The following is a 20,576-nucleotide window of genomic DNA, read 5'->3' on the forward strand; positions in this document are numbered from 1 at the left end:
CTAGATGAAGAGCTGCACAGCGGGCAGGGCCGCGTCGCAGTTGAGCAGGTTGACGCGCTTGAGCGTCATGCGCAAAGCGCCGTCCTGCACCGTGAGGTGGTGGAAGAAGGTGCCGACGTAGAACTGAAGCTCGTCGCCCTGCGATTCGGTGTAGTGGAACTCCGAGCGCACGACGAAACGGTTCGCCGCCGCATCGAATTCCTCGACGGTCGGTGTCTGCAACAAGTGGTGGCAACGGCTCGCCGGCTGCTGCGAAAACGCGCGCGGACTCTTGAGCCGCTCGATGCGCAGGTCGCGCAACAGCTTGTCTTCGTAGAGGTGCGAGGTGTGGTTGATGCCGTCTTCCTGGTCCGGCACCAGCGGAACCCAATAGAACGCGTCGTCCGTGAAGAGTGCGTTCCATTCCTCGTAGCGCTTGGCGTCGAGCAGGCGGGATTCGTTGACGACGAAATCGATGAGATCCTGGCGGGTCACGTCGGGCTGCATCACATCGTCTCCGTGATGTATTGGGCCCAGCTTCGGTACTGGTTGCGCATCGGCAGTTCGCTCGTGCCGATCGTCGTGATCTCTCCGCCCTTGGTTTCAGCCGGGTCGTAGTTGCGATGCAGGCTGACCCATTCGTTGCCGCTCGCGTGCAACCCTGCCTGGATTCCTCGATACGCCTGCAGATCGTCATGTCCGACCACCGAGAACGGCGAATTGATGAGCCGGTTGTACATGGTCGTGCGCTGCAGCAATTCGGGCGGTGCGCCCTTCAGGCGGAAAGTCCAGCTCTCGATCAAGGTCTTGTCGACCGAGATCGGCCGAACCACGCGGATCGCCTGGATCGCGCCCTTGATGGTCAGGTTGGGGTAGTAGACGGTGTTGTGCCGCGCCATGCCGAGGATCTGCGCAGTGCGCTCCTCGCCGTAGCGAGCCTTCATCGCGTCGTCGTACGCGGGGATCGCCTTGTACTTGCTGTGGATGCTGAAGTTGACGCCGGTGAAGCTGTGGCCGTTGTCGTAGGTGCGAACGCCCATGTCCTCGAAGAACTTGTAGTCGGACATGAAGGGCACGAACTGCTCGATCGCCATCGGCTTCGGTTCATCGGCGGACTTGTCGGCCCACATGTTCTTGGCCGTTCCGGCGGAGGACTCGTGCGCCACCATCGGATGCATGGTGTCGTTGAGGTTCTCGACGAACATCTTCCAGTTGCACTGGTGCATGAAGCGCAGGCAGCCGCCGGCAATCTCCAGTTCGCCTTCAGGCGAGCGGTCGGCCATGTTGTCGATGGAGCTCAACGAGTCGCCGAAATACGCCTCGAAGTCGGGGCCGACATCGTTGATCTTGATGAAGATGAAGCCGCGGTAGCTGCGCACGTTCTTCAGCGTGGTCAGGCCCTTGGCAGACTCGCACTCGTGTAGTTGCGTGCCCTCGTAGCCATTCTTGAGCGGGATCGACAGCAGCGAGCCGTCAGTCTTGAAGGTCCATGCGTGGTAGGGGCAGCGGAAGAACTTGCCGGTGTTGCCGCAGGGCGCCGTCACGAGTCGCGAGCCCTTGTGGGCGCAGCGGTTCATCATCGCGCGCACCGAACCGTCGGTGTGGCGAACGATGATCAGCGGCCGGCCGGCGAGCTCGGTGTTCAGGTAGTCGCCCGGCTTCGGGATCTGGCTTTCGTGGCCTGCGTAGTTCCAGGTGTTCGCAAAGAAATGCTCCTGCTCCAGCTCGAACAGTTCGGCGCTGGTGTAGAGGTCGCGGTGCACGCGATCGGCCTGCACCAGCGCACGCACGGCGTCGGGGTTGCCTCGGTACGAAGTCATGTTGTTCTCCTTCAGATGTCCAGCACCAGTCGCTGTCCCTTGACGCGCGAGATGCAGATCTGCATGACGTTGCCTTCCGCCTTCTCACGCGCGGTCAGCACATAGTCGCGGTGGTCGATGTCGCCCTCGATCACCGGCGTCGCGCACACGCCGCATTCGCCGCGCTTGCAATCGAACATCGGGTCGCAGCCATGCTCGATCAGGCAGTCGAGGATGCTCTGGTCGGCGGGCACGGTGAAGCGCTGGCCGGACTGGAGAAGCTCGACCTCGAAGGGGTGATCGCCCTCTTCCACCATCGGCGTGGTGAAGAGCTCGAAGTGCACGCGGTCATGACTCCAGCCCCGCGCCTGCGTCTGGGCGAGCACGGCGTCGAGCATGACCTTGGGGCCGCACACATAGAGGCGATCACCCGCAGGACACGCATCGAGCAGTGCGCCGATGTCGAACGGTCCGCCGCGCTCTTCATCCGAATGCACGAGCAGGTCATCGCCCAACACCGATTGCAGTTCGGGCAGGAAGGCCATCAGCTCGCGGTTGCGGCCGGCGTAGTGCATGCGCACGGGCAGCCCTTCAGCTCGGCGGCGCGTGGCCATGCTCGCGAGCGGCGTCACGCCGATGCCGCCTGCCAGCAACACGGTACCGCCAGGGCCGGTGTGCAGTGGGAAGTCGTTCTTCGGCACTTCGATGGTGACCGTGTCGCCTTCGTGCAGCCGCTCGTGCATGAAGCGCGATCCGCCGCGGCCTTCGGCTTCCTTGCGGACGGCGATCACGTAGTCGGCCGGAGCATCGGTGGCATCGGCCTGCGCGGCGAAGTTGATCAGCGAGTAGTGGCGCCAGTCCTGCGTACCGTCGGGCAGTTCGACCTGCACGCGGATGTGCGCCCCGGCGGTGTAGCCGGGCAGCCCCCCACCGTCCGCCGCACGCAGTCGGAAAGTCTTGATCAGTGGATTCAGTTCGCGCGCTTCGACGACGCGCAGTTGCAATGTGGCGGGCTGGGCAGACATGGGCAGGTTTTCCGGTTCAGGCGAGCGCGTGCTGTGTGAGCGCGGCGCGCAGCTTGTGGCCGTGCTCGTCGGCCAGTGCGGCATCGCGCAGCTCGCGCAGGGTGGCAGGCGCGATGGCGCTGCCCGCGCGCTGCAGGGCATCCATCACGGTGTCGTAGTTGCGCAGGCCACGCTCGTGGGTGTCGCTGTAGCCCTTCACCAGGCGCTGGCACTGGGCGATCTCGACGGCGAGTTCGGGGTTGCGCCCGGCGATGTCGGCGATGCGTCGCAGCCATTCCTCGATGCGGCGGTTCTCCTCCGCATAGCGCAGGGTCGAACGTCGCCAGCGCTTCATCCAGGCGACAGTGCTGAGCATCAGGTAGCCGTGCAACGAGCTGGTCTGGATGACACGGCCGCGCTGCGTGAGGCGCTCGACGAGCTTGCGCGGCAGGGTCGAGTTCATCAGCCAGCGGCCGATGCCGGCCGGCAGCGTCTCGCAGATTTCCTGCAGGCGCGGATGCATGTATTCGTTGATCGCCAGCACCTGGCCGTCCTGCACGCTGGCCTCACCGCGCACGCGCTCGAAGCGCGATGAACGGGTCTTGAGGGCGGCGACGCGTGCCGTGTCTTCGTAAGACATCCACAGCGCCAGATGGCGGGCGGTTTCGCGCAGCAGCTTGCCGTCGTCATTGGCGGGCAAGGCGGCGACGGAGGCCATGCGATCGAGATAGAGGCCGGCATAGTCGACGTCCTGGTAGTCGATGAGGCGGCGGATGCCTTCGAGCAGAAACGGTTGCGCGCCAGCGGGAAAGTCGCGCTGCACTCGTTCGACCAGCGCGCGCACGGCGGGATGGCGTGGCTGTGGCGGGGCGACTTGCACCGGCGCGGCTTCCGGCTCCGGTTCGCCCTGCGCACGCGCGAAGGCACCGCCGAAGGCCTTCAGGCTTGGCTTGACGCCGACGCCGCCGTGTTCGATGGTGGCCTCGAACTGCGCGCGGCTGAAGGGCAGCACGCCGGAACCGGCCAGTGCACCGAAGAGCACCGCACTGATCACGCTGCCGGAAGCCTCCGCGGCCTTCGCCATGTCGAAGCGGATGAAGCGCTTCGCGGCGCGTTCGGCGTGCGCAAGAAGTTCGGTGCTGTCGACGCGGCCGTCACCCATCGAGCTCTTCTCGGCGATCGAGTACACGCGGTGGGTCGATGCGATGAGCGTGGTGCGGTCGCCTGTGACCAGGCCGCGCTGCACGGCTCGGCCGGCTTCCATGAGTTCCGACGCGAGCACGATGTCGACGTCGCCGGGCAGCGGCATCAGCGCCAGCACCGGCTGGCCGTGATCGGCCTCGGCCTGCGCCTGCGGGTATAGCTCTACGTAGTAGATGGTTGCGCCGGTCCGCTGGGCCACGCCCGGCACCGAGGTGGTCTGGGCGAAATAGCCGTTGGCTTCGCCCATCTCGACGATCCAGTCGGCGAGCACGCCGCCGCCTTCGCCGCCCATGGCGAGGATTGCAATCTTGATTGGTTGATGTCGCATCGTGGTCAATCTTCAGAACGCATAGTCCGCGCGGCGCTTGGCCTCGCTCTTCTGCAACCAGCCGATGACGCGCTGGCGCACGCTGTCGCGCAGGCGATCCCAGCGGCTCGGGTTGCTCACGATCTGTGCCTTGTAGAAAGAGGGACACAGCACCGCTGCATGCGAGACCTCGCCGCACACACCGCAACCGACACAAGTGTCGAGCACGGTCGCGACCGGGTCGACGCGCAGCGGATCGGGGTTGGGCTTGATTGACAGCGACGGGCAACCCGACAGCCGGATGCACGAATGGTCGCCGGTGCAGGTGTCGGAATCGACGCCGAACTTCTCGCGCACCATGCGCTTGCCGTCGGCGATGGCCTTGCGCACCATCGGCTTCTCGCGGCGCTGCTTGTTCAGCATGCATTCCGATTGCGCGATCAGGACCTTCGGTCCCTTCTCCTTCGTGGTCAGGGCTTCCTTGAGCGTGTCGCGCATGCCCGCGACGTCGTAGGTGCGGCGCATCGTCCGCACCCACTTGACGCCGACGCCGCGCACCGCGCGCTCGATCTCGTGGCCGGTGCTGCGGGTTGCATTCACCGCCTTGGACGACAGGATGTCCTGGCCGCCGGTCGCGGAGGTGTAGTTGTTGTCGACGACGATGGTGAGGTTGTCGCTCTCGTTGAAGACCGCGTTGGCGATGCCGCTCGTCAGGCCGTTGTGCCAGAAGCCGCCATCACCCATCATCGAGATCGCGCGCTTGCCTGCCTGCGTGTTGAGCGCCGCAGCGCCCGCGGCACCGAGGCCGTAGCCCATCGTCGTGTTGCCGATGTTGAACGGCGGCAAGATGGAGAACAGGTGGCAGCCGATGTCCGCGCTCACATGGTGCGGGCCGAGTTCGCGCTCGACCAGCTTCATCGCGCTGAAGATCGGACGCTCAGGGCAGCCGGTGCAGAAGCCCGGCGGGCGCGCATGCACGCTGTCGCCCAGCGGCTTCGCGGGTTCGGCCATCGCGACGAGCGGAATCACCTTGCGCACCGGCGCGGGCACCGGCAGAGGTTGGAGGCGGCCATAGCGTTCGCAGAAGCTGCGCGCGCCCTTGAGCAGTTCGGCGGCGGTGTATTCGCCGGCGACGGGCAGCATGTCCTTGCCATGCAGCGCCGTGGTCGAACCCGCCTGGCGCAAGATGGTCGCGAGGTTCTGCTCGACGAAGTTGGGCTGGCCCTCTTCCACGATCATGACGGCGCGCTTGCCTTCGCAGAAGCGCAGCACCTCGCTCTCGATGACGGGATAGGCCACGTTCATCACATAGAGCGGCACCTTCGAGTTGCCGTAGACGTCGGCCAGATCCAGCCGTTCGAGCGCACGGATGAGCGTGTTGTAGCTGCCGCCCTGGACGATGATGCCGATGTCGTCGGCGCCTTCGGAGAAGAATTCGTTGAGCTGCCGCTCTTCGATGAAGCGCACGGCGGCGGGCCAGCGGTCCTTCACCTTTTCCTGCTCGTGCTGGAAGCTGGCCGGTGGCAGGACGATGCGGCTCACGTCGCGCTGCGGGTTTTCGAGTGCTTCCTTGAGCGTGAACTTCGAGCGGCGGTTGTCGCCGGCAATGAATTGCCCGTGAACGTGGCATGCGCGAATGCGCAGTTGCAGCATCACCGGCGTATGGCTGGCCTCCGACAGATCGAAGCCCTGCTTGACCGCGTCGACGATGCTCGGCAGGTTGGGCCGCGGGTCGAGCAGCCACATCTGCGACTTCATCGCGAAGGCGTGACTGCGCTCCTGCATGATCGAAGAGCCTTCGCCGTAGTCCTCGCCGACGATGATCAGCGCGCCGCCGGTCACGCCGCCCGAAGCCAGGTTGGCCAGGGCGTCAGAGGCGACGTTGGTGCCGACCGTGGCCTTGAAGGTCACGGCGCCGCGCAGCGGGTAGTTGACGGAGGCCGCCAGCGTCGCGGCGGCAGTCGCCTCGCTCGCGCTGTTCTCGAAGCGGATTCCGTGCTCAGTGAGGATGTCCTGGGCGTCGGCCAGGACATCCATCAGGTGCGAGATCGGCGCGCCCTGGTAGCCCGCGACGTACGAAACGCCGGATTCGAGCAAGGCCTTGGTGACTGCCAGAATGCCTTCACCCCGAAACACCTCGCCACCGGTCAGCCGTAGCTTCTTGACTTCCTCGACGAATGATCGTTCTGCCATGGCGCCCTCTCCGGTTAGGGATTTGCTGGGTTCCCAACGGAACCGCGGTCTCTATAATGTTGACAACTGAATGTATTCACAATCATGAATAACCCTAGACATGCAAGCAGCGTGCCCGCCGCGGATCCGGGGCCATTCACAGTCGACACGCCGGGCGAGAAGCCTCGATTCGTCGACGACTACCTGCCTGCGTTGCTGGCGCAGGCAAGTCAGCTGATCTCCTCCGAATTCCACGTGGTCGCGCGCAAGCACGGCTTTTCGGTGTCGGAATGGCGCGTCATGGCGTCGCTGGCGGGCGGCGAGGCGATCAGCATCGGCCAGCTTGCGCAGGTGACGGTGACCAAGCAGCCCACGGTCACGCGGCTGCTCGACCGCATGGAAGCGCGCGAACAGGTGGAGCGCCTGCCCCACGACAGTGATCGGCGTATCACTCTGGTGCGGATCACGCGCAAGGGCACGAAGGCGGTGGAACATCTGATGGAATTGGCGCGCGAACACGAGCGGCGCGTGCTCGAGCCCTTCGGCCTCCAGCGCGCGGAAGAACTCAAGGACACGCTGCGTCACATCATCGAACTGCATGCGCGTGTGCCGGGCGAGGCAGGCGAGACGGCCGAAGAGGTTTGAAGCGCGTCAGCGCCCGGGTACAAGAACCGCCCGGCCGCGATGGCCGCGCTGGCTGATCCAGTCCATCGCCTTTGCGGCTTCTTCGAGGGCGAAGGGCTGGACATCCAGCCGTAGCCGGCCATCTGCCAGCCGGGCCAGAAGTTCAGGCGCCGCCGAGCGGCCCGCTGCTTCGCGGCGGAACATGTTGAGCGGCAGCAACGACACGTCTCTCTGCAGAAAATGCGCGATGTCCAGCGAGAGCGCGTTGCCGGCCGTGTAGCCGACAAGCACGGCTCGGCCGCCGGGCCGAATGCGCGGCAGCGCGACGCTCAAGACATGTCCACCGACGGTGTCGACCAGCAGGTCGGCCGAAACGCTCTCCAGGGCCCGCGCCGGGTCATCGCCGAGCACCACGACCTTTGCGCCGGACGGCATCGATTGCGCCTGCGCCGGGTTGCCGACGGCTGCTGTCACGTCCGCACCGACATCAAGCGCAAGCTGCACCGCCATCGATCCGACCGCACCCGTCGCACCTGTCACGAGCACGCTCTCGCCTGCGGAGAGATGCGCGATGTCATGCAGCGCGACCCATGCGGACGTGCTGGGCGAGAAGAAGGCTGAGCCGATGGCGGCAGACACGCCGTCCGGCAGCAGGCCGAGCGCTTCGTCGGGCGAATCGATCAGTTCGGACCAGGTACCGTCGAAGAGCGTGCCCAATCCGCTGCCGCGCAGCCATACGCGCTGGTCCTTTGCGTACTGCGCGCTGTCGACCACGACGCCAGCCGCCTCGACGCCTGGTGTGTAGGGAAAAGGCGGATGCTTCAAGAAACTGCCGCGCCACACCGTGCGGTCGATATGGCCGACTGTCGCTGCTTCCATGCGCACGATCGTACGGCCGGCTCGCGCGACTGGGTCTGCAACATCCTCCAGTACGGGAGGCGCATCGAATGCGTGCACGCGTATGGCTTTCATGCCAGCGTCTCCAGAAAGGAGAGGACCACTTGCGCAAATTCCTCAGGCAACTGGTCGGGCAAGGGCACCATGCCGCCCGCGATGTCGACGATGCGCGCGTTCGCGAGATGCTCTAGCAGTTCAGCCGCATGCGGAGCGGCGAAGGGATCGTCGGTGGCGCGGATGATCAGCGTGGGTTGCGTCACGCGATGGATGCGATCCTCCATGCGGTAGGCGGCCACGGCGCGATGGCCGTCTTCGGGGCTGCCGCTCACCTTCAGCGCATCGCGTACGAAAGCTTCGAGCAATTCGGGCCGGCCGGCCGGGTAGAAACCTTGCCTTCGTTGCCACAGCGCGGCGAGATGCGTCCCGTCATCGGTGGGTTCGACCTCATCGATCGGGGGACGTCCGGCACGTGCGCGGCGGAACGCGTCATCGGTGAAAGGCGTCGACGACAAAACCAGCCCGCGCACGCGATCCGGAAAAGCCGCCGCCAGTTCGGCCGCGATCACGCCACCGGTGTGATGGCCCACCACAGCGGCGCTTCGGATCTGCAGTGCATCGAGCAATTCGCACGCGACCCGTGCCCATTGCTCAATGCTTGCCGGTCCATCGCCGGCCGCGGAATCGCCGAAGCCCACGGTGTCCATGGCGATGGCGCGATGGTGCGCGCCGATCAGCGGAAGCACCGCGCGGTACTCTGACCAGCTGCGCGGGGACTGATGCAGCAGCAGCACGGCCGGCGCCTCGCGATCGCCGCATTCGGCGTAGTGGATCTGCCCAGGCGACAGGTCGGCGAAGGCACGCCGGATGGTCATGAGTGCGTCTCGGTCGCTGGCGGCTGCCAAAGCCCGGCGTGCCTGAGCATGCCGAGCGTTCGCGAAAGCACATCGCGGCGATACGCCGCCACGTCGCGACCTTCGTAGTCGTAGAAACCGCTACCGCTCTTGAGGCCGAGCCGCCCTTCTTCGACCATGCGGTCCACGATGGCAGGCGCGGTGTAGCGTGCGCGGTCGATCGATGCTGACATCTCACGGCTCGCGTGATGCAGGATGTCGCAGCCGCCGAAGTCGATGAACTCGACGACGCCGAGCGCGGCGAAGCGCAAGCCCAGGCCGTAGCGCGTGGCCTTGTCGATTTCTTCGGCGGTGGCGGCGCCCTCCTCGATCATGCGGGCCGCCTCGTTCATCACCAACGCCTGCAGGCGCGGAACGATGTAGCCCGGCGCCGCGCCGCACACGACGGGCAGCTTGCCGATGGCCTCCATCAGGGCCTTGGTGCGAGCGAGCACGGCAGGATCGGTGCCAGGGTGGCAGCTGAGCTCGACGACCGGGATCACATACGCCGGGTTGAGCCAGTGCATGTTGAGAAAGCGCTCGGGCCGCCGCACCAGCGCCGCAAGCTGCGTCACGAGGATGCTGCTGGTGGTGGAGGTGAGGATCGCGTCGTCGCTGCAATGCCGATTGATGTGCTCGAAGGCATCGCGCTTGGCCTCCAGCGTTTCCGGCACGCCCTCGAACACCAGTTCGGCTGCTGCCAGAGCGGCAGGCGCATCGGCTGCGTTCACGAAGTCGACGCGCGCCGCGATCGCACGCACCTGCGCGGAGTCGATCACGCCGAGTTGAGCGAGCCCGGACAGGCTGGCCTCGATCTCGGTCTGCGCTTCGCCGCGAAGCTTGTGCCACGCCTCATCGCTACGCGGGCGCAGGTCGATCAGCGAAATGCGGTGACCGGCGTACGCGAACGCGATCGCGATGCCGCGCCCCATGCGCCCCGCGCCGACGGCGGCGAATCTCGGCAGTTCACTCGCCATCGTGCAATCTCTGCTTGAGTTGCGCCGGCGTCAATCCGGAGAGACCGAGCGCTTCCAGCGTGCGCGGACCCTTGCGCAGATCGCGGCCGAGGAAACCGCCGACGATCGCCAGCAACCCGTGCGCAATCGGTGCGTCGACGCCGGCATAGCGGGCCGCGGAAGCCAGGAACGCCAAGCCGAGCTCGGTGTCCTCGGTGATGTAGCGGTGCGCATAGAGGTCGATGTTTTCGCGCCAGTCGCCCGATTTCACCAACTGCTTGTGCGCGTCGCCGTACATCCACTGATCGTTGTTGTAGTGGTCCGCCAGCGGATAGTGCGGCGCGCCCTGACCGAAAGCCTCGCGCACCGCCATGCGTTCCTGGTCGAGACGGTCGGTCACGTCGCGCACTGCGCGCTGCGTGCCTTCGTTGTGGATGTCCCAGCGCTCGAAGTGCTGCAACGGCGCGGCGTTCATCACCATCAACGGTGGATGGATGACAGGGCCTGCGTTCATCAGCGCGCCGGAGAGCGCATCGCCGCAGCCGTGCACGCTGGGATAGGCCTTGCGGATCACCTCGATCGCTTCCTGCGATTTACGCGCCGGGTACACGCCGGTCGGCAGGCGAATGGCACGGATCGTCACATTCACCTCGCGCTCACCATGCTTGCGCGCGAGATAGGGCAGCGTGCCGGTTTCGGCCCAGGCCACGTCGGCACGGTTGCCGGCTTCGGCCACCACGCGCGCCATGACGTAGCTGCCGAAGGTGCCGGGCGGGAGGAACACGACCTGCCCATCGACGAGGTGCGGGGCCATCGCACGGGCAATGTCTTCCTGCGCGATAGCCGGCGTGGGAATGACGATCAGGTCGGCGCCGCGCAATGCGGCTGCGATGTCGGACGTGGCGAGCGCCAATGGTACGTCGCGCGTGCCGGCGGCGTCCTTGAGCGTGATCGAACTTGTTCGAAGGAGCGGCTCCAGCGCCGCGGCATCACGACGCCAGAGACGCACTTCATGGTCAGCTTCGGACAGGTCTGCGGCAGCCGCATAGGCGCCGTGGCCGCCGCCGAGAATCGCGATTTTCATAAGGCAACAGTTGAAGAAACGAGGTGGACGAACCGGCCGCAGAAGCGGTCACGGAGGATTCGAGGCCTCATTACATTACTTTTCAACTGTTCATATGTCAATTAAATTGAGGTCGTATTAGCGTTTGTCACTAGGCGCGCGGAGCGGGAACGGCCGCCAGTCGACCTTGCAATTCGGCGGTGCACCCGGTAGGCGCCCTTGGGCTTGCGCGTGCGTGATTCGACCTGGGCCCGCGTGCGCAACGGGTTCGCTTCAGGTGGCACCGGAGAGGCATGGTGCATTTCGAACCTTTGCTCCTTTTGCTTCAGGTAGTGCATGAGCACGTGCGAAGTCATGTTGATGCCCAATGTTCCGAACGCGGCCGGCAGGATGTAGAGCGCGATCGAGAGTTCCGACGCAAAGACGACGTCGTCTGCGAGCGAAGGTGTCGCGCGGGCCGAGACCGACAGCGCGTGCAGCAGAAAGATGTCCGCCGCTGCCAGTCCGATGAGCAGCAGGCCGAACACCAGCACCGTCGTCTTCGAGAACTCGCGCCGCACGAAGAGCGTGACGAAGATGGCGGCGGGCATCACGACCGAGAACAGCACCAGGGACCAGAAACGAAGCTGCGTGAAGACCGTTGCATCCGACATGGACGGATTGAGCCATCGGCCACGCCCAGGAGTCTGTCCGCCGTGTGAATCCGGCGTAAAGGCTGTTTTCGGCCTCCGTTTTCGTAAAGTCACCGGGCTTTACGCTGCGTTCATCAGATTGCCATGCCGCGAGGCCAACATGCTTAGCTCGAATGAGAAGCAGACGAGAAGCAAACGCCATGGCACATACCCCATTGCAATCCAAGAGCAACTCTCAGACGACCCCCGAGCCTGACTCGGACATGACCATACCCAACCTTGTCGCGGAGGTTTTCGAGGAAGCGCCCATTGCAGAGCGCCGCAGCCTCGTCGAGGCGCTGATGCGGCCACTGGGCGTGTTGTCTCTCGTGGCCATTGCCAACGGCATCTTCGCGAAGATCCGGTTCCGCAATGCCGGCCATGATCTGAGCGTCCGGCTCGAGGACATCCAGAACGTCCATACCGCCGACGTGGTCGCGCTCGTCCATCACGCCCAACAGGTCAGCGTCGAGACTGTCGACGGACTGGCCCAACTGCTGGGGTCGTCGGGAGGCATGGCGAGTTCGGCTGCCGCGACATTGCTGATCGCGCTGCTCGTGCAGCGCGCGCGGTCGCGGAGTAGTTCGCAGGCAGCCCCTGACGACCCGTCACCGTAGCGACCCAACAAAACAAAAAGCCCGTACTTCCGAAGAAATACGGGCTTGCGAATTGCAAGGCAGCCTCACGGCCGCCGTCACTCAGCGGCCAGGCTTGAATCCACGCTTCTGCGCGTCGCGCGGAACGAAGACCTTGCCGCCGCCGCCGGCATGGCCGCGGGGCGCGAAACCCTCGCCACGGCCACCGCCGGCTCCGCCGCGCGGTGCGCTGTCACCCCAACCCGGCTTGCGACCGTAGCCGCCGCCTTCGTTGCGGTCGCCGCCGAAGCCTGCATTGCCCTGGTTCTGGAAGCCACGCGGTGCCGGAGCGCCCGGGCCGCGGGCGTTGCGATCGTTGAAACCGCTGGCGCCGGCATAGCCGCCGCCGAAACCGCCACGATGACCGCCACCGCCGCCGCCGCCGCCGAACTTGCGATCGCGTGAATGGGGTTCACGGCTATCGCGGCCACGGCCGCCGAAGTCGCCTTGCGGGCGCGATTGCGGCGCGCGCTGTTGGGGCTCCAGGCCGGGGATCACTTCGGACTTGAACTGCTGGCGGCTATAGGCCTCGATGTCGAAGATCCTGCGGCGGTCGCGGAACTCGGCGAAGGTGATGGCCAGGCCGTCGCGCCCTGCCCGGCCGGTACGGCCGATACGATGCGTGTAGTCCTCGGCCTTCATCGGCAGGCCGAAGTTGAAGACGTGGGTGATGGTCGGCACGTCGATACCGCGCGCGGCGACATCGGTTGCGACAAGGATCTGCACCTGGCCCTGGCGCAATGCCATCAGGCGGCGATTGCGCAGGCCCTGGCTCAGAGCGCCGTGCAGCGCAACGGCGCTGAAGCCGTCCTGCTGCAGGTCATTGGCGAGGCCGTCGCACTCGACCTGCGTGCTTGCGAACACGATGGCCTGGTTGATGGTGGTGTCGCGCAGCCAGTGGTCGAGCAACTTGCGCTTGTGCTGGGTGTTGTCTGCCCAGAAGAGCGCCTGCTTGATGTTGGCGTGCTTTTCTTGCGGGCTATCGATGGTCAGGCGCTGCGGTTCGCGCATCACGCGCTGCGCGAGCTGCTGGATGCGTGGCGCGAAGGTCGCGCTGAACATCATCGTCTGCTGGCGTTCGATGGTCAGCTGGTTGATCTCGGCGAGATCGTCCGAGAAGCCGAGGTCGAGCATGCGGTCGGCTTCGTCGACGACGAGGAACTTGACCTGTTCGAGCTTGATCTGCATCGAACGCTGCAGGTCGAGCAGACGGCCCGGCGTGGCGACGACGAGGTCGGCGTTCTGCAGCTTGGCAATCTGCAGTTGATAAGGCATGCCACCAACCACGCTGGCGATACGCAGGCCGCGGCAATGCCTGACCAGATCGATCGCATCGTGCGCAACTTGCTGTGCCAGTTCGCGCGTGGGGCAGAGCACCAGCGCGCCGGGTGTGGCAGGCTTGAAATTGCGCGTGTTGGTGGGATCCTTGCGCTTTGCCTTTTTCGGCGGCGCTTCGCCGCGGGCGGCGGCCTCGGCGGCAAGGCGCTGGAATTCGGCCTTGGCGGTAGCTTCGGCTTCGGCTTGGCGCTGCAGCAGGGTGTGCAGCACGGGCAGCAGGAAGGCCGCCGTCTTGCCGCTGCCGGTCTGGCTGGAAACCATCAGGTCGACGAAACGAGTGGTGCCGCCGGCATCGCCGCTGATCGTCATTGCGCGAGGGATCGCCTGTTCCTGCACGACGGTCGGCTGGGTGAAGCCGAGGTCTTCGACAGCTGCGATCAGTTCGGGCGCGAGGCCCAGCTTGACAAAGCCGTTGGGGAGCTTGGGTTGCTCGACAGCCTCGGCTTCGAGCGCCTCGAGCACGGGCGTGGTGATGGAGATGGATTCGGCTTCGCCCGAAATGGCGAAGTTGTCGGATTGCACAGGCGCGAAGTCGCCCTGCGCTTCAAAAGCGTCGGTCATTGAAAAGTCTCATACGCGAGCGCTGCCGTAGGCGGCGCCCCGTCGGGTGGTGAAAAACATCAACCATCCAACGACGTTCAGCTTCGACTTTCGTCGCGGCTGCGGCCCATTCAGTCGGGCGCGATGTGCAAGATAGGGAGATGCAGGAAAACGCTGTCTGAACCCCTGGGTACTCAACAGCGAAGCCCGTGATTATTGCACGGCTCCGGGTTTTTACCTAATCCTGGATGCGAAGGAAGGTCTCGCGGTAATGCGCAAGTTCCTCGATCGATTCATGGACGTCGGCGAGCGCCGTGTGGGCTTGTTGCTTCTTGAACGCGTTGTAGGCGGCCGGTTTCCACCGCTTGGCAAGCTCCTTGAGCGTGCTGACGTCCAGGTTGCGGTAATGGAAGTAGGCCTCCAGCTTGGGCATGTACTTGACCAGGAAGCGGCGATCCTGCCCGATGGTGTTGCCACACATCGGCGAACCGCTCTTCGGGATGTAGCGAGAGATGAACTGGATCAGTTGTTGCTCGGCCGCTGTTTCGTCGAGCTTGGAGGCCTTGACCTTGTCGATCAGTCCGCTGCGACCGTGCGTGCCCTTGTTCCAGGAATCCATGCCGTCCAGCACTTCATCGCTCTGATGGATGACGAGGACGGGGCCGTCGATCCGCGGCGTGAGGTCGGGGCCTGTGACGACTACGGCAATCTCGAGCAGCCGCTCCCTTTCGGGGTCAAGGCCGCTCATTTCGCAGTCCAGCCAGACGAGGTTCTGGTCGCTCTTCTTGAGCGTGGCCGCGGACGCAGCCGGTTCGATGGATTCGGGCATCCGCCGATTGTCGTCGATGCCCCTTCAGGCGACCGGCCCGCAGGCGAGCAGAGGGCCTGCGGGCTAAACTCGACCGTCATGCCTACCACCTCGTCCGCCCCCCTTGCCTTCACCCTGGCCTTCGCCGTGGCGCTGGTCGTCGGGCTGGTCGTGAAGTTCTGGCTTGCCACACGACAGGTGCGGCACGTTGCGCGCCATCGCAACGCGGTTCCGGAGGCCTTCGCGCAGGCGATCGCGCTGGAGGCCCACCAGAAGGCGGCGGACTACACGATCGCGAAAACGCGACTGGGGGTGCTCGAGATGGCGTGGGGCGCCGCCGTGCTTCTTGGCTGGACGCTGCTCGGCGGACTCGACCTGCTCAACAAGGCACTGCTCGCCTGGATGGACGGCGGCATGCTGCAGCAGTTGGCACTGCTCGCCGCTTTCGCGCTGATCGGCGGACTTCTCGAGCTGCCCTTCACGCTGTGGCAGACCTTTCGGCTCGAAGAGCGTTTCGGATTCAACAAGATGACCTGGCGGCTATGGTTCGCAGACGCGATCAAGGGCCTGGTTCTGGGTGCAGTGATCGGCCTGCCGATCGCCGCGCTCATCCTCTGGCTCATGAGTGCGGCCGGCGCGCTATGGTGGCTCTGGGCCTGGGGCGTGTGGATGGCATTCAACCTGCTGCTGATGCTTGTCTATCCGACTTTCATCGCCCCGATCTTCAACAAATTCCAGCCGCTGGACGATGCCGCTCTCAAAGCCCGCGTGACTGCGCTGATGCAACGCTGTGGCTTTGCGGCCAAGGGACTGTTCGTGATGGACGGCAGCACGCGCAGTGCGCATGCCAACGCCTATTTCACCGGCTTCGGCGCCAGCAAGCGCGTGGTTTTCTACGACACACTGCTACGCCAACTCAATGCCGGAGAGGTCGAGGCCGTGCTCGCACATGAGCTGGGTCACTTCAAGCACCGGCACGTCGTGAAACGCATGGCAGCCATGTTCGCGCTGAGTCTGGCCGGCTTCGCCCTACTGGGCTGGCTGTCCGTGCACACATGGTTCTTTGTCGGGCTGGGTGTGCAACCCAATATGTCGGCGCCCAACAGTGCGCTCGCCATCCTCCTCTTCATGCTCGCCGTGCCCGTGTTCGGGTTCTTCGTGGCGCCGCTGCCGGTGCTGATCAGCCGACGACACGAGTTCGAGGCAGATGCCTACGCGGTCGCCCAAACCAGCGGCGCCGACCTGTCCGCTGCGCTGCTCAAGCTTTATCAGGACAACGCTTCGACGCTCACGCCCGATCCGGTGTTCGTCAAGTTCTACTACTCGCACCCACCCGCGTCCGAACGCCTCGCGCGCATGGCCGGGGCAACCTGAAAGCCGACGATGAGCAGCATGTTGACATTCAAAGACTGGAAGTCCCACCCACGACGCGCCATGAGCGCCACGGAAATCGTGGCAAGCCTGGCACGTCTCGAAGGCTGGAAGTTGGCAGGCGACGGCGCGAACGTCGCGATCGAAAAAACCTTCACCTTCGCGAACTATTTCGAGACCATCGCTTTCGTGAACGCACTCGTCCTGGTGGCGCACAAGCAGGATCACCACCCGGATCTCTCGGTGCACTACGACCGCTGCGTCGTGCGATTCAATACACACGACGTGGACGGCATCTCGGCGACGGACTTCGAGTGCGCATCGCAGGCCGACGCACTGCTTGCAAACTGAGCCGCCCATGGAACGCATCCTTGGCTAAGCAGCGCGCCGGCACGAACGGCGCGGCACTGCGCGACGGACTTGTTGTCGCCGGTCACGGCCGCCACTGCATTGTCGAAACGCCGGAAGGCGAGCGCGTCATCTGCCACCCGCGCGGCAAAAAGAGCCAGGCCGTCGTCGGCGATCGCGTTCAGTGGCAGGCGAGCCAGGACGAAGGCACGATCGAAAAGGTGCTGCCGCGCAAGAATCTCTTCTATCGACAGGATGAGATCCGGACCAAGTCGTTCGCGGCCAATCTCGACCAAGTGTTGATCCTCATCGCCGCGGAACCCGAATTCTCCGAAACCCAGTTGACGCGCGCATTGATAGCCGCCGGGGCTGAACGCATCACGCCGCTGATCGCGCTCAACAAGAGCGACCTGAAGGCACCTTTCGAGCGCGCGTGGAACCGACTCGCCCCTTACCGGCGCATGCACTACCAAGTGCTGCCGCTGGCTCTCACAGCTTCGGGCGATACCGATCGCGCCACACTGACGACACTGCTGACCGGCAAGACCACGCTGGTGCTGGGCCCCTCCGGCGCCGGCAAAAGCACGATGATCAATTTGCTGGTGCCCGGCGCCACGGTCCTGACAGGCGAGATCTCGCAGGCTCTCAACTCGGGCAAGCACACGACGACCAGCACGACGTGGTACTGGATGGACAAGGCGAGCAGCACCGCGTTGATTGACTCGCCGGGCTTCCAGGAATTCGGCCTGCATCACATCGAACCGATGCAACTCGCGCATCTGATGCCCGACATCGCCGAGCATGCGACCGACTGCAAGTTCTACAACTGCACGCACCTGCACGAACCGGGTTGCGGCGTGATCGGGCAGTTGGATTCGGCCTCGCACCCGGGCGCCATCAGTGCGTCCCGCTACCGCATCTACGGCGAGTTGTTCGCCGAACTCAGTCAGACGCGCTACTGAGCGCCGAGGATGGCAGCCAGCGCATCGACCAGTGCCGAGCACTGATCACGCGTTCCGACGGTGATGCGCAGATATTGCGCGATTCGCGGTTGGCGAAAGTGGCGCACTAGAACCGCTCTTTCGCGCAACGACGCGGCAAGACCGCCGGCATCAAGTGCAGGGTGCCGCACGAACAGGAAATTGGCCTGGGACGGCAGCACCTCGAAGCCCAGGTCTTCCAGTTGCAGCACCAGCCCTTCGCGAGTGTCGATCACGTCGTTGCGGGTCCGCTCGAACCAGGCTTGTTCCTCGATGGCTGCCACGGCACCCGCCGACGCGAGGCGGTCGATCGGATAGGAGTTGAAGCTGTTCTTGACGCGCTGAAGCCCATCGACGAGATGCGCCTGACCGCAGGCAAAGCCGACCCGCAAACCGGCGAGCGAGCGCGACTTGGAGAGCGTCTGCACGACGAGCAGGTTCGGATAGCGGTCGATCAAGGGAAGCGCGCTTTCGCCGCCGAAATCGACATACGCCTCGTCCACCAGCACCACGCGACCCGGGCACGCCTGAAGCAGCGCCTCGATGCGAGCGAGCGGCAATCCGATGCCGGTCGGCGCGTTCGGATTGGCGATGACGATGCCCGCGCAGCCGCCCGCAGCACGCGCAACCAGTGCCTCGGCATCGATGCGCAGACCCTCGTCAACGGGCGGGAGTTCGCATGCGATCCCGTAGAGCTGCGCGTAGACACGGTAGAAGCTGTAGGTGATGTCCGGGATCAGAAGGGGTTCGGCCTGCTGAAAAAACGCGAAGAACGCGTGGGCCAAAACCTCATCGGAGCCATTGCCCACAAAGACTTGCGAAGCATCCAGCCCATGCCGTGCGGCAAGGGCCTCGCGCAACACCGTCGATTCGGGGTCGGGGTAGCGCTCGAGACCGCTTTCCGCCGCGCTTTGGATGGCATGGATCACGTGCGGCGACGGCGGATAGGGATTCTCGTTGGTGTTGAGCTTGACGAGATTGGCGATACGCGGCTGCTCGCCAGGCACATAGGGTTCGAGCGCCTCGATGCGCGGGCTCCAGAAGATCGGGGATTTCGACACGATCGCGCCCTCTTGAGGCTCAGCCCAGCAAGCGCGCCAAGGTGAGCAGCGCCAGTAGAACCATCCACATCACGACCGATCGCCAGACAAGACCGACGACGCTGCGCAGGTGTGCCGGCTCGGGCTCGCGTCCCGGAGTACTGCCGCTGTCCGGGATCTGGCCGTCGGCGAACGAATCTCCGGCTTGCGCGCGCGGCAATGGATCGGTCATCGGCACGGCGCTCAACGTACCCCCACCGAGCCGCACGTTGATCGCACCGGATGTCGCGGCAAGGATGACGCCGTCGTTCCGGTTCGGAAAACGGCGAGCGTCGTTGCGCCAACAGTCGATGGCCTCTTCAAAGCTACCCACGACCGCAAAGCCCAGGGCCGTGATTCGGGCAGGCAGCCAGTCGATCAGTCCCCAGGCGCGCTCCGCGGCTTGCTGAACCCAGATGCTGGAAGGTTGCGTCGATGCGCCGCTCTTGTGCGCCCAATAGCGCGCGACGAATTCGCTCATCCGGTAGAACACCGCCCCGGCAGGACCGAGCCCCACCGCCGCGAGGATCGAGAACCACGCAAGCACGCCAAAGACGTGCCGATGCGCGGCGATCACTGAGTGCTCGATCACGTGTCGCACGATTTCGCTGCGCGGCAGGTTGACGGCGTCGACATGCTGCCAATGCGCGAGCAACGAGCGCGCCAACGGTTCGTCGCCCTCGTCGAGGGCATCGCGAATGCCGGTGAAATGATGGCTGAACTGTCGGAATCCCAAGGTGACGTACAGGATCGCAATGCTCCACAAGACCGCAAAGGGCAGCCCTATCGTCAGAATCAGAAGCCAATGCACGGCCAGCGCAAGCACGGTCGGCACGAACACCGCAAGGGACCAAGCCACCCAGCCGTGATTTGGCTTGCCGGCGTCGAAATTGCGGCTGGTCCAGCGCGTCCATGCAAGCACGCCGCCATAGATGGGGTTGTGGTACGCCAACGGACGCACCTGCTCGATCAGCAACGCGCACAGGATCGCAAAGAAGCTCATTCGTCGATGATACGAGAGCCTTTGCGGGATCCCATGGGCCGCTCAGGCAGAGAGAAAACGGTAGAGATTGCGCAGCATGCCTGCCGTCGCGCCCCACACGAAGCGCTCCTGGTCGCCATCCTGATATGGCATCGAAATCCATTCGCGCGACTTGAGGTCGTTGCCGGTCATGCTGTGATGACGGTGGTTTGCCGGATTCATCAGAAACGAGAATGGCACTTCGAAGGCCTCTGCGACTTCGTAAGGATTGATCGTCAGCTCGAAATCCGGCCGGACGAGCGCGACGACCGGCGTGACGATGAACGACGTGATGGTCGTGTAAGTCGGCAGATTGCCCAACACTTCGATGTACTCGGCCGACAGACCGACCTCTTCCCAAGCTTCGCGAAGCGCAGCGGCGGCAATGTTGGCATCCTCTGGATCAACCCGGCCGCCAGGAAATGCCACCTGTCCCGAATGGTTCGTCAGGCCCGCAGAGCGTTCGGTCAGCAGGACGGTGGGCGTATCCCGCATCACAACGGGCACGAGCACGGCCGCTTGGGCGGGCGGCCGGTCCATCATCCGGGGTTCGCGCCGCAGTTCGGGAGTCCATGCAGGCGGTGCGGCAAAGCGCGCACGCAATGCGCGGGCGCTGAGCTGATCAGGCGACACCGCCGGCAAATCGGCATCAACGAAGGTCACCGGCACCTCGCGCGGGTCGAACGACGGCAGAACCGGCGGGAGCACGGCATTGATCGTTTCGACGGGAGAAGCGCGCATGGCCGATGGGAGAGTGGTCAAGTGAATGGACTTGGTAAGTTAAACGCAAAAACGGTGCAAACGTGGGACACGGCACCACAACAAAAATCACGAATACCCCGCTCGAGCGGTGGACCAATGCAAAAAGCCGCCTCGAACGGCGGCTTTTTG

Annotated in this window: 20 protein-coding genes; 5 read left to right on the forward strand and 15 right to left on the reverse strand. The window is 64.7% G+C overall.

Annotated features, from left to right (window positions below; genetic code table 11):
* From AC1DN9_RS12235 to AC1DN9_RS12255, 5 genes are read right to left on the reverse strand one after another with little or no spacing between them, the layout of a single operon-like run.
* A complete protein-coding gene (locus AC1DN9_RS12235) occupies window positions 1–486 on the reverse strand; it encodes an aromatic-ring-hydroxylating dioxygenase subunit beta (protein WP_478100435.1) in 486 nt (161 codons plus the stop codon).
* Window positions 486–1,799 (reverse strand): aromatic ring-hydroxylating dioxygenase subunit alpha, encoded by a 1,314-nt coding sequence (locus AC1DN9_RS12240; protein WP_478100437.1) that lies wholly within the window; start codon window positions 1,797–1,799, stop codon window positions 486–488. The genes AC1DN9_RS12235 and AC1DN9_RS12240 overlap by 1 nt, the downstream gene beginning before the upstream one ends.
* A gap of 11 nt (window positions 1,800–1,810) precedes the next feature.
* Window positions 1,811–2,803 (reverse strand): PDR/VanB family oxidoreductase, encoded by a 993-nt coding sequence (locus tag AC1DN9_RS12245; RefSeq protein ID WP_478100439.1) that lies wholly within the window; start codon window positions 2,801–2,803, stop codon window positions 1,811–1,813.
* Window positions 2,804–2,819: 16 nt separating this feature from the next.
* Entirely contained in the window at window positions 2,820–4,313 is a 1,494-nt protein-coding gene (locus tag AC1DN9_RS12250; protein WP_478100441.1) for an indolepyruvate oxidoreductase subunit beta family protein, read from the reverse strand.
* A 12-nt stretch (window positions 4,314–4,325) separates the two neighbouring features.
* Window positions 4,326–6,485, reverse strand: a complete 2,160-nt coding sequence (locus AC1DN9_RS12255) for a thiamine pyrophosphate-dependent enzyme (RefSeq protein ID WP_478100443.1) — start codon at window positions 6,483–6,485, stop codon at window positions 4,326–4,328.
* Window positions 6,486–6,569: 84 nt separating this feature from the next.
* Here AC1DN9_RS12255 and AC1DN9_RS12260 point away from each other — a divergent pair, with 84 nt between their 5' ends.
* Window positions 6,570–7,109, forward strand: coding sequence for a MarR family winged helix-turn-helix transcriptional regulator (locus AC1DN9_RS12260; RefSeq protein WP_478100445.1), 540 nt, complete (start codon window positions 6,570–6,572; stop codon window positions 7,107–7,109).
* A gap of 6 nt (window positions 7,110–7,115) precedes the next feature.
* On the opposite strand, the gene AC1DN9_RS12265 is transcribed toward AC1DN9_RS12260, so the two are convergent.
* From AC1DN9_RS12265 to AC1DN9_RS12285, 5 genes are all read right to left on the reverse strand, one after another.
* A complete protein-coding gene (locus tag AC1DN9_RS12265; RefSeq protein WP_478100447.1) occupies window positions 7,116–8,060 on the reverse strand; it encodes a quinone oxidoreductase family protein in 945 nt (314 codons plus the stop codon).
* A complete protein-coding gene (locus tag AC1DN9_RS12270; protein ID WP_478100449.1) occupies window positions 8,057–8,857 on the reverse strand; it encodes an alpha/beta fold hydrolase in 801 nt (266 codons plus the stop codon). The genes AC1DN9_RS12265 and AC1DN9_RS12270 overlap by 4 nt, the downstream gene beginning before the upstream one ends.
* A complete protein-coding gene (locus tag AC1DN9_RS12275) occupies window positions 8,854–9,852 on the reverse strand; it encodes a 3-hydroxybutyryl-CoA dehydrogenase (RefSeq protein ID WP_478100451.1) in 999 nt (332 codons plus the stop codon). The genes AC1DN9_RS12270 and AC1DN9_RS12275 overlap by 4 nt, the downstream gene beginning before the upstream one ends.
* A complete protein-coding gene (locus AC1DN9_RS12280) occupies window positions 9,842–10,915 on the reverse strand; it encodes an NAD/NADP octopine/nopaline dehydrogenase family protein (protein ID WP_478100453.1) in 1,074 nt (357 codons plus the stop codon). Before AC1DN9_RS12280 ends, AC1DN9_RS12275 begins: the two co-directional genes overlap by 11 nt.
* A gap of 101 nt (window positions 10,916–11,016) precedes the next feature.
* The gene (locus tag AC1DN9_RS12285) at window positions 11,017–11,547 is read right to left on the reverse strand and encodes a hypothetical protein (RefSeq protein WP_478100455.1); all 531 of its coding nucleotides are present in this window, start codon (window positions 11,545–11,547) and stop codon (window positions 11,017–11,019) included.
* Window positions 11,548–11,789: 242 nt separating this feature from the next.
* Between AC1DN9_RS12285 and AC1DN9_RS12290 the strand changes: the two genes are divergently transcribed.
* Entirely contained in the window at window positions 11,790–12,182 is a 393-nt protein-coding gene (locus AC1DN9_RS12290; RefSeq protein WP_478100457.1) for a hypothetical protein, read from the forward strand.
* A gap of 81 nt (window positions 12,183–12,263) precedes the next feature.
* Here the strand turns inward: AC1DN9_RS12290 and AC1DN9_RS12295 are convergent, their stop codons facing one another.
* Together AC1DN9_RS12295 and orn are read right to left on the reverse strand one after the other, a co-directional pair.
* Complete coding sequence (locus tag AC1DN9_RS12295; RefSeq protein WP_478100459.1) at window positions 12,264–14,099, reverse strand: DEAD/DEAH box helicase; 1,836 nt, start codon at window positions 14,097–14,099, stop codon at window positions 12,264–12,266.
* Window positions 14,100–14,316: 217 nt separating this feature from the next.
* The gene (gene orn, locus AC1DN9_RS12300; RefSeq protein ID WP_478100461.1) at window positions 14,317–14,907 is read right to left on the reverse strand and encodes an oligoribonuclease; all 591 of its coding nucleotides are present in this window, start codon (window positions 14,905–14,907) and stop codon (window positions 14,317–14,319) included.
* 78 nt (window positions 14,908–14,985) lie between these two features.
* On the opposite strand from orn, the gene AC1DN9_RS12305 reads away from it, so the two are divergent.
* The 3 genes from AC1DN9_RS12305 to rsgA are packed head-to-tail and all read left to right on the forward strand — an operon-like array spanning window position 14,986 to window position 17,567.
* Window positions 14,986–16,260: a M48 family metallopeptidase gene (locus AC1DN9_RS12305; protein WP_478100463.1), complete on the forward strand. Its 1,275-nt coding sequence runs from the start codon at window positions 14,986–14,988 to the stop codon at window positions 16,258–16,260.
* Between the two features lie 9 nt (window positions 16,261–16,269).
* The gene (locus tag AC1DN9_RS12310) at window positions 16,270–16,608 is read left to right on the forward strand and encodes a 4a-hydroxytetrahydrobiopterin dehydratase (RefSeq protein WP_478100465.1); all 339 of its coding nucleotides are present in this window, start codon (window positions 16,270–16,272) and stop codon (window positions 16,606–16,608) included.
* A 20-nt stretch (window positions 16,609–16,628) separates the two neighbouring features.
* The gene (rsgA, locus tag AC1DN9_RS12315; protein ID WP_478100467.1) at window positions 16,629–17,567 is read left to right on the forward strand and encodes a ribosome small subunit-dependent GTPase A; all 939 of its coding nucleotides are present in this window, start codon (window positions 16,629–16,631) and stop codon (window positions 17,565–17,567) included.
* On the opposite strand, the gene hisC is transcribed toward rsgA, so the two are convergent.
* Genes hisC through AC1DN9_RS12330 form a run of 3 tightly spaced genes read right to left on the reverse strand, consistent with a single transcriptional unit; the run spans window position 17,561 to window position 20,426 of the window.
* Window positions 17,561–18,646 carry a histidinol-phosphate transaminase gene (gene hisC / locus AC1DN9_RS12320; protein ID WP_478100471.1) on the reverse strand — a complete coding sequence of 362 codons (1,086 nt, stop codon included), beginning with the start codon at window positions 18,644–18,646 and terminating at the stop codon, window positions 17,561–17,563. The genes rsgA and hisC overlap by 7 nt on opposite strands.
* Before the next feature lie 19 nt (window positions 18,647–18,665).
* Window positions 18,666–19,667, reverse strand: a complete 1,002-nt coding sequence (locus AC1DN9_RS12325) for a CobD/CbiB family protein (RefSeq protein WP_478100473.1) — start codon at window positions 19,665–19,667, stop codon at window positions 18,666–18,668.
* 42 nt (window positions 19,668–19,709) lie between these two features.
* The gene (locus AC1DN9_RS12330; protein ID WP_478100475.1) at window positions 19,710–20,426 is read right to left on the reverse strand and encodes a CoA pyrophosphatase; all 717 of its coding nucleotides are present in this window, start codon (window positions 20,424–20,426) and stop codon (window positions 19,710–19,712) included.
* Window positions 20,427–20,576 lie beyond the last annotated feature (150 nt).

The organism is Variovorax sp. 05L425, from assembly GCF_056397705.1.